A 7,696-nucleotide genomic window follows, 5' to 3' on the forward strand; every position below is an offset into this window, starting at 1 on the left:
AGAAGAAGGGAAGAAGGGAAGATCGCCGAAACCATATTAAGCTATGAGAAATATAGCTTTTTACAGCGATCGCTGAGCATACCAGGCATGAATGAGAAGGCTCTGGAAGAACAATACAGGTGAATCAAAGCCACTTGATACAATTATTGACTCAACTTCAAGTGGCGGTAGCACCGCCACATCCTGACCATAAGAAGCACGAAACTTTTCAATTTCCTCAGCAGGCACTTCGGAATACTTCAGCATTCTTATCCAAACCTCAAAAAGGCTTTCGTAAGCTGAAGTAGACATATCAGAAACCAGATCGGCACTGATCAAATATCCATTAGGGCAAAGTCGTGAAGCAATTTGATTAAAAAAGTTGCGCCGCCGATCTCGATCCATAAAAAAGTGAGAAACCAGAAGGCAAGTTGCCGCATCAAAAGATTCCGATGCAGGCAATGAATCGAGATAACCTTCGTGAAAAGTGCAACGTGACGCGATGCCATTCTCTTCGGCACGTTGGCGACAAATATCAAGCATCGGTGCCGCAGGTTCTACCGCAGTAAATTGCCACTGTGGAAATCTTTTGGCCAGGTCAATTAATTCTAAACCAGTTCCCGCGCCGACACAGAGAATCCTTGCATCAGCAGGAAGTTCGGAAAGTACCAGGCTAATCAGCAAATGAAGTGCGTCGCGCAATGGAGCGAATTTAGCAAATCTTTTGTCGTAGGAAGAAGCGCGTTCTTGGTCAAAAACAATAGATGACTTTTGATTTTGCATGATGAAAGTAAAGGAGTGTTTTTATTTGTCTCTGTACTTAACTTGCTTTCCCTAGTTCTTCTTGTAGCATTTCCTGATATATTTCTGGCAACTCTCCAGTCATAGAATTGTCTTCTATCCCATAGCCTAAACTTGTCCAAGTCCCCGATAACAACCGCTGCACTTTATTGAATTTTCCCTGTTGTAACAGTGCGGAAATATCGGCTTTCCAAAACTTGGTATCGCTCAACCAAGCATAAACAACAGCATCTTGAAATTTTGGTTCAAAACTGTACTCTTTCCAAAATATAAACTGAGCCGGATGGGGATGATATCGCTTAGCTTTTTCCTCCCAAGTAGAGCTCAAAAATTGATATCGCCCGGCCGCTGTGGTACACCTTCCGCGATTGGGGCCGGAGACAATTTTTACGCATAGATCGGGATGACGGCTTAAATCAGAGACAAGTTCGCCACCGTAAATAACTGAGTATGGTTGGGTAACATTCGACTCGCTTGCTGATATCGTTCGCATCAGTGCTCGAATGTAAGGATCGCCGCCTTTCATTGCTAAAGGAGGCAATTGATTGCTCTCATTTTGAACTACAAAAGATTCTTGATTTCCATGCCAATTCCCAATCAAGAATGCTAGAATAAAGATAGTTACGCTGCTGAAAATCAGGCGTTTCAAGATTTGGATTTCCGAGCGGCGAAATAAGCCTAGTTTTCTGCGGTCAACTTCTCTAACTCTAATTCTTGTCATTCCTTGTAATTCCTTTGATTTTCCTATGTAGTTGCGCTGTCTATGCTAAGCGCAACTACATAGGGAGTTAACTGCGTGCAATTTGACTAAAGCCTTACTACAAAATGCGATCGCACAGTTCCCGATTTAAGCCGCACCAGCAAACAACTGGTCAAAAGTCTTCGCCTCTACCTCAGACTTCGCCACAATCTCCACAATTTTATTACGAGATGCAGGCTGAAACAACGCCTCAACGCAAACCTGCGCTACCTTAGTTCGCGGAATACTCCCATCAAAAAGTTTATCCGCAGACTCCATCACGATCGCATCGGTGTTATCCTCATTCTTCAGACCCCCAGGCCGAACAATCGTGTAAGTCAAACCACTTTTTTGCAAATATTCCTCCGCTTGCTTCTTCCACACCAAAATCAGCCAAAACAAATTCAGCGGGTGGAAAAAATTAGAAACGCACAAAGAAGTCACGAGCACAAAATGCTCAATTCCCTTAATTTTGGCAGCATCTACCAGATTTTTAGTACCTTCATAGTCCACCTTATAAGGCCCTGTCGGATCGAAGCTAGGCTTAGCGCCGGTAGCGCAAAGCAGCACTGTACAGTCACCTATGAGCTCAGCAAGAGATGCTGCATTTAATACATCACCTGTCACCAATTCCGCCTCTGGAGGCAGAATTTCCCTAGCTGTCTCTAAATTCCGAACTAAAGCACGGACAGGAATATTGCGCTTTACGAGTTCTTCAACAATCCGACGGCCAGTTTGACCAGTTGCCCCTGCTACAAATGCTTTCATAAAAACTCCGTTGGAAACCCTGCGGCATTAAACCCAGGGAGGAAAAAGGTTGCAGACTTTAGCCTACCTTGAATATCAAGCTCAAGCCCCCTGTCTAAAGACTGGGGTTGCTTACAATCTCGCGTTATGCTGAGTTAAGATCAAATTTTTCTTGCTGCTAAGCACAACTTTCACCACTATCAATTCTAGGGATTAAATCCTCAACTGGTATCCTTAAGCCGAGAAAACCGCATCTATTACAGGAGAGCATATCATGCAGCAGGATTCCTCTGAATATCAAGCTGTTCAAGCTTCTGAAGAACTTTGGAACGAACCATCTAACACCCCACAACCGGAAGTTACAGAGGTATCGGCAGAAACTGAACAGACTTGGTTTCACAGCCATTTTGAAGACAGTATGGAGATGTATGCCGATGCTCAGACGGTAGCTAAACATTTTGATAACCACCATACTTGGTTCATCCCCTGTGCTCATCCGATGAAAGCTGAACCCCTTGGGGAGAATGGCTACGATATGTTAATTGGGCGTTTTGGCGCTTTTGGGTATATCGTAGAAGCGCGGATTGGTTTGGAGTTGTTACCCCCTGATGAGCAAGGATTTTACCGCATTCGGACTATTCCTATACCTGATTATACTGCCCCTGGATATGATGTTGATTTTTGCTCAGTTATGGAGTTAGTAGAAGTACCGACAGAAGAATTTTCTGCACAGTTAAACGCCTCTGATCTTGCTCAGTTACCGCCAGCAATTACCAGTGTTAAATGGCAGCTAGATTTAGCAGTGGGGCTATATTTCCCCAAGTTTATTCGCGGTAAATCTAGTGCTTTGATTCAGAAGACGGGGGAGGGTGTTTTAGACAAAATTGTAGGTCAAGTTAATCGGCGATTAACTTACAAAACTCAGCAAGTTTTCCACGATTCATTAGGGATACCGTTTCCGAAAAAGCTTCATAAAAAATAATATTACGGGCCGAATAGAAATCGCAGCTACACAGACAAAACCCGCCTGCGCGGGTTAAAATTATGTAGTCCGCGTAGGCGGACTTCGTTTGTGTAGATGCGATTTCAATCGCCCAAGTAACATTAGCAAAATCAACCAAGAGTCAGAGAGTGTTATGAGTTCAAAGGTCTGCATTGTAACAACTGTCAAAGACCCCGGAAATATTCTTGAATCTTTTATTCGCTACCATTTGAAAATAGGAATAGCCCACATATTTATCTTTTTTGATAACCCAGAAGATGAGTCAATAAAAATTGCTCAAAGATTCTCTAATATTAGTGCAATTCCTTGCGATGAAAGCTTGAAATTTCAGCAAAAGGGAAATACTCTTTACAACAATATGGCTCAGCACGTCACTAGCGAAGTGATGGCTAGACAGATTTTAAATGCTGAAACTGCCATCAAATTAGCCTGGGAAATGCAGATGGATTGGATTATCCATATTGACTGCGATGAACTCTTTTACACCCAAGAGTCAATCTCCGATCATTTTGATTTTATTCCCTACAGTATAGGTCAAGTTCTCTATCGAAATTTTGAAGGTGTGCCAGAGAAATTGGCAATAGATGATTACTTTAAAGAGGTGACGCTGTTTAAAAAACATGGGCATTTAATGCCTTATCCTTTACCTGATGACTACAATAAGTTTTTTAGGAGAGAAGAGTATTTTATTGGCTATGGAAATGGTAAGGCGGCGGCGCGAGTTTTGCCCGGTGTTTTGCCAAGTGGAGTTCACGAATTTACTACAGTTGAAAAGCATCCAGAAACGGCTCAGTGTACGAGTTGTCCGCTGATACTTCATTATATCAGTTGCGGATTTGGATTTTATTATCGCAAGTATCAGCAGTTAGGTAATTTTTCAGATTATTGGTTTGGCGAGACTAAAATTCCTGTTACGTTTCATACTAAGTCTAGAGATATTTTCTGTTCTGGTGACATTGATAAACTAGCAGATTTTTATCGCGAACAGGTTGTATTTGAAAATCAGGAGGAGACTGATTATTTAATTGAGAAAGGCATTCTTGCTCGAATTTGGAAACCTGCATCGCTGCTTTCTCCTCTAATAATTTAGAATTGTTAGTTGTTTGTTCTTGGTTGTTGGTTGTTAGTTGGTTGTCATTGCGAGCGTAGCGAAGCAATCGCAATAGATTGAGGAAGCAATCGCAATAGATTGATATTGCCTTGAGGTTACTAAAGGCAGAACTTATGAATTGTAACTTTGTGGCAAGGTTTTGGGATTGCTTCACTGCGTTCGCAATGACAACTAACAACTAACAACTAACAACTAACAACTAACAACTAACAAATTACTACATTTTGCTAATAATTCGCAGGACGATTTCTACTCCCGTGACTGCTTGCCAAGCAAATAGTCCTAAAAGAATGACATTGAGAGTAATATGACTGTATCTTGCCCAATCATTTCCTTTCTGCATATAGGGAGATAAGGCGGCAGATGTGGCAATTATTCCTGTCATACCTAAGCCTGCTAAGAGGTGTGCGCCAACAAATAGTTTGCCGTTGTTGATGTAGGTGACACCCATGCCAATGAGGGTATTGATTACCATTATGGCTAGAAGTATAGAGCCGATTTGGTAGTGTTTGATGTTAAACTTACCTTTAATCAGCTCTTTTTTGACTTCGCCTTCGCTTGCTCTGGTACGCCGGATTTGGATGCCGAGGTAAAGGGCGTAAAATGCGATCGCAAACAATACCCACATTAAAGCAGGGTGGATGAATTGGCTCCAAATTTTAACCGATTCAGGAATTACAAGATTCATAGCGTTCTCAGGATGGGCAAAAAACTTTATAAAACTTAGCATACCATTTAGACAGTCTCATGTGATGGTACAAACAGATGGGATGAGGCGGAATTATGGGGTCTACCAAACACGACGGTTTACTAATCCAGGCAGCTAAAAGCGGCAACATCATTAATGCACAAGCCTTACTCGCTAAGGGTGTCAGTGCCAATGCCCAGGATCGAGATGGTACTACGGCTTTGATGTTTGCAGCGCAGAAAGGGTATACGGAAATTGTGCGACTTCTACTTGATAAAGGTGCTGATGTCAACTTTGCCAGAAGACAATTTGGCATCACTGCTTTGATGTTGGCGGCGGCTCACAAACAGGTTGATGCTGTGCGGCTGTTGATAAGTAGGGGGGCGGATGTCAATGCCCAAAATGATGATGGCAGCACTGCATTGATGGCGGCATCTTTGAAGGGGGATATCTCTATTGTGCAACTTCTACTGGATGCGGGGGCTGATGTCAATGTTGAAGATAAAGATGGAGATACTGCTTTAAAAATAGCAGTTTTACAAGGTGAAAAGACTGTTGTAAAAGCTTTACTAGATGCTAAAGCTAATGTTGATAATTCTACCGTATTATTAGCAGGCAGTCAAGGTCATGCTGAAATTATCGGAATTTTGCTTAATTATGGATTAGATGCAAATTTCAAAAATCGGGAGGGGAAAACACCTTTAATTTTAGGTGCTAAATCTGGGAGTTTAGCAATTGTAGAAGTATTATTGGCGGGTGGTGCTGATGTTAATTTTCAGGATCGAGATGGTGAAACTGCTTTAACTTTGGCTGCTGATTTCGGTCATGTTGATGTGGTAAAAGCTTTGCTGAATGCACGCGCGGAGGTAAATGCTAAAAATGGGGATGGTGGTACGGCTTTGATGGCAGCGGCGGCGGGAGGAAATGTGGAGATTGCAACTCTTTTACTTGATGCTGGTGCCGATATTAATGCTAAAGATAACGATGATGAAACTGCTTTAAATTTTGCTGTTGTCGAAGGTAATACCGAGGTAGTAGAATTGCTTTTGAACCGAGGCGCTAATTTCCAAGTAAGAAATAAGCTAGGTGATACGCCTTTGCTAGTGGCAACTTTTCACGGTTACACTTCAATTGTAGCAGCTTTGCTGCGAAAGGTTGAACCGCAGAATAGTTCCTATTTCTTAAATGCAAAAAACTTTGAGGAAACAGCTTTAACTTTGGCAGCATTTCACGGGCACGCGGAAGTAGTAAAACTTTTGGTGAACGCTGGTGCTGATGTTAATGTAGTTGCTGACAAAGGTAAGACAGGTTTAATGAAAGCAGCAGATCGCGGCAATATTTCTATGGTACAACTGTTACTAGAAAATGGTGCTAATGTCAATTTAAAAGATGATGCAGATGCCACAGCTTTAATGTGGGCCGCCCATCGGGGTTATGCCGATATTGTACAAATTTTACTTGAAGCAGGAGCGGATTTAAACCAGAAAAATAAGGGCGGTTATACCGCTTTAATGCTAGCGGAATATAACAATTACGCGGATGCAGTAAAACTGCTGAAAAAGACAGGCGCTGGCGAGTAAACTTTAACAGGACTTACGCAAAATCATAGTGGGGCCGCCTTCTAGGTGTTAAAGAAACGGCCTATAAGGCGGCGTTACTGCACAAGTGTCCGTAAGTTCTGTATTCGATCGATTTTAAATTTTAACTAGCTTGTCGTACCCAGCCATTGATGGTAAAGCGGCTGTCTGCAAAAGCTTTTGAAGGACAATTTACTTGCAATACTTCGTGCATATAGCGGCTGAGGAAGAAGACGATGCTGTTATTTCGGGGTTCTACAGTTCTGAAAGTATCGGCAGCAACGTAATAGTTATTTTCAACTTTGCTGTCGTAAAGCCGTAATTCACCGCCCGTAAAACCCTTGGGTTCTCGATTAAAATAGTAAACGTAAGTGAAGAATCGGCTAGATGTGTCTGGAGAGCCGTTATCGTTGTGCATTTTGTAAAAGTTCGCGTTGTTGTGCATGGTTAGCTGAGATTCAATATCGCCGATAGGAAATGAGGGAATATTTAATTTACGGAGGACATCTGGCAGAATTGCTTTAATGCGATTGACGATGAGTTCTGAGAATTCAGGGAATGAATGGAGTACCATTGAACGACGGTAATCTTCAGCATTAGTTGATGTGCTGGTAGGAACAAATTCTGCTTCTTTATCGAGGACATATTGCAGTAGTTGTTTGTTTTCTGCGGCTGTCAAGAAGTTTTCAATTTGAGCATAGCGAGATGTTAGATCGTGAACGGTGGAAATAGGAGTGGGAGGGGGGGAGGGAATTTCTATAATAGGTTTGTGTTCCTGTTGTTGCTGCAAGTAAATCGGGGGTTCTGTGACTAAGCCAACTAACTGTTCGCTAGGAAAACATAGAGCGGAACGACCATCATCTATGGGGATTTGGAATAAGGTGGAAAAAGCAGGTGTTTGCTGAGATTTAGCCATCAAAGCTTTGATGAGGCCGTGCAGTAAGGGTGCGTCAGATTTGAGATTGACTGTACACTGATGTCCTCCGGTTAAGAGAATTTTGACTTTAACATCTTTGCTTTGAAGTTGCTGGGTTGTTGATACCATAATAGT

The 7,696-nt window shown here is 42.2% G+C and carries 8 protein-coding genes; 3 read left to right on the forward strand and 5 right to left on the reverse strand.

Annotated elements, in window-relative coordinates:
* Nucleotides 1–60 precede the first annotated feature (60 nt).
* The 3 genes from OSCI_RS12665 to OSCI_RS12675 form a co-directional block, all read right to left on the reverse strand.
* Nucleotides 61–762: a class I SAM-dependent methyltransferase gene (locus tag OSCI_RS12665; protein WP_007355361.1), complete on the reverse strand. Its 702-nt coding sequence runs from the start codon at nucleotides 760–762 to the stop codon at nucleotides 61–63.
* 37 nt (nucleotides 763–799) lie between these two features.
* Nucleotides 800–1,501: a glycoside hydrolase family protein gene (locus OSCI_RS12670; RefSeq protein WP_007355362.1), complete on the reverse strand. Its 702-nt coding sequence runs from the start codon at nucleotides 1,499–1,501 to the stop codon at nucleotides 800–802.
* Nucleotides 1,502–1,627: 126 nt separating this feature from the next.
* Nucleotides 1,628–2,287 carry an SDR family oxidoreductase gene (locus OSCI_RS12675; protein WP_007355363.1) on the reverse strand — a complete coding sequence of 220 codons (660 nt, stop codon included), beginning with the start codon at nucleotides 2,285–2,287 and terminating at the stop codon, nucleotides 1,628–1,630.
* A 253-nt stretch (nucleotides 2,288–2,540) separates the two neighbouring features.
* Here OSCI_RS12675 and OSCI_RS12680 point away from each other — a divergent pair, with 253 nt between their 5' ends.
* A complete protein-coding gene (locus OSCI_RS12680) occupies nucleotides 2,541–3,248 on the forward strand; it encodes a DUF1997 domain-containing protein (protein ID WP_007355364.1) in 708 nt (235 codons plus the stop codon).
* Between the two features lie 154 nt (nucleotides 3,249–3,402).
* Nucleotides 3,403–4,359 (forward strand): glycosyltransferase family 2 protein, encoded by a 957-nt coding sequence (locus OSCI_RS12685; protein ID WP_007355365.1) that lies wholly within the window; start codon nucleotides 3,403–3,405, stop codon nucleotides 4,357–4,359.
* A 238-nt stretch (nucleotides 4,360–4,597) separates the two neighbouring features.
* Here the strand turns inward: OSCI_RS12685 and OSCI_RS12690 are convergent, their stop codons facing one another.
* Nucleotides 4,598–5,068: a DUF4079 domain-containing protein gene (locus tag OSCI_RS12690; protein WP_007355366.1), complete on the reverse strand. Its 471-nt coding sequence runs from the start codon at nucleotides 5,066–5,068 to the stop codon at nucleotides 4,598–4,600.
* 95 nt (nucleotides 5,069–5,163) lie between these two features.
* Here OSCI_RS12690 and OSCI_RS12695 point away from each other — a divergent pair, with 95 nt between their 5' ends.
* Nucleotides 5,164–6,648, forward strand: a complete 1,485-nt coding sequence (locus OSCI_RS12695; RefSeq protein WP_007355367.1) for an ankyrin repeat domain-containing protein — start codon at nucleotides 5,164–5,166, stop codon at nucleotides 6,646–6,648.
* A 121-nt stretch (nucleotides 6,649–6,769) separates the two neighbouring features.
* Here OSCI_RS12695 and OSCI_RS12700 read toward each other — a convergent pair whose 3' ends face one another.
* Nucleotides 6,770–7,690: a 2OG-Fe(II) oxygenase gene (locus tag OSCI_RS12700; protein WP_007355368.1), complete on the reverse strand. Its 921-nt coding sequence runs from the start codon at nucleotides 7,688–7,690 to the stop codon at nucleotides 6,770–6,772.
* Nucleotides 7,691–7,696 lie beyond the last annotated feature (6 nt).

The organism is Kamptonema sp. PCC 6506, from assembly GCF_000180455.1.
Taxonomy (GTDB): Bacteria; Cyanobacteriota; Cyanobacteriia; order Cyanobacteriales; family Microcoleaceae; genus Kamptonema; species Kamptonema formosum.

What these genes read in the sequence shown, in the direction of transcription:
- OSCI_RS12665 (WP_007355361.1), bottom strand. Translation starts at nt 762, where the DNA reads ATGCAAAATCAAAAGTCATCTATTGTTTTTGACCAAGAACGCGCTTCT.
- OSCI_RS12670 (WP_007355362.1), bottom strand. Translation starts at nt 1,501, where the DNA reads ATGACAAGAATTAGAGTTAGAGAAGTTGACCGCAGAAAACTAGGCTTA.
- OSCI_RS12675 (WP_007355363.1), bottom strand. Translation starts at nt 2,287, where the DNA reads ATGAAAGCATTTGTAGCAGGGGCAACTGGTCAAACTGGCCGTCGGATT.
- OSCI_RS12680 (WP_007355364.1), top strand. Translation starts at nt 2,541, where the DNA reads ATGCAGCAGGATTCCTCTGAATATCAAGCTGTTCAAGCTTCTGAAGAA.
- OSCI_RS12685 (WP_007355365.1), top strand. Translation starts at nt 3,403, where the DNA reads ATGAGTTCAAAGGTCTGCATTGTAACAACTGTCAAAGACCCCGGAAAT.
- OSCI_RS12690 (WP_007355366.1), bottom strand. Translation starts at nt 5,068, where the DNA reads ATGAATCTTGTAATTCCTGAATCGGTTAAAATTTGGAGCCAATTCATC.
- OSCI_RS12695 (WP_007355367.1), top strand. Translation starts at nt 5,164, where the DNA reads ATGGGGTCTACCAAACACGACGGTTTACTAATCCAGGCAGCTAAAAGC.
- OSCI_RS12700 (WP_007355368.1), bottom strand. Translation starts at nt 7,690, where the DNA reads ATGGTATCAACAACCCAGCAACTTCAAAGCAAAGATGTTAAAGTCAAA.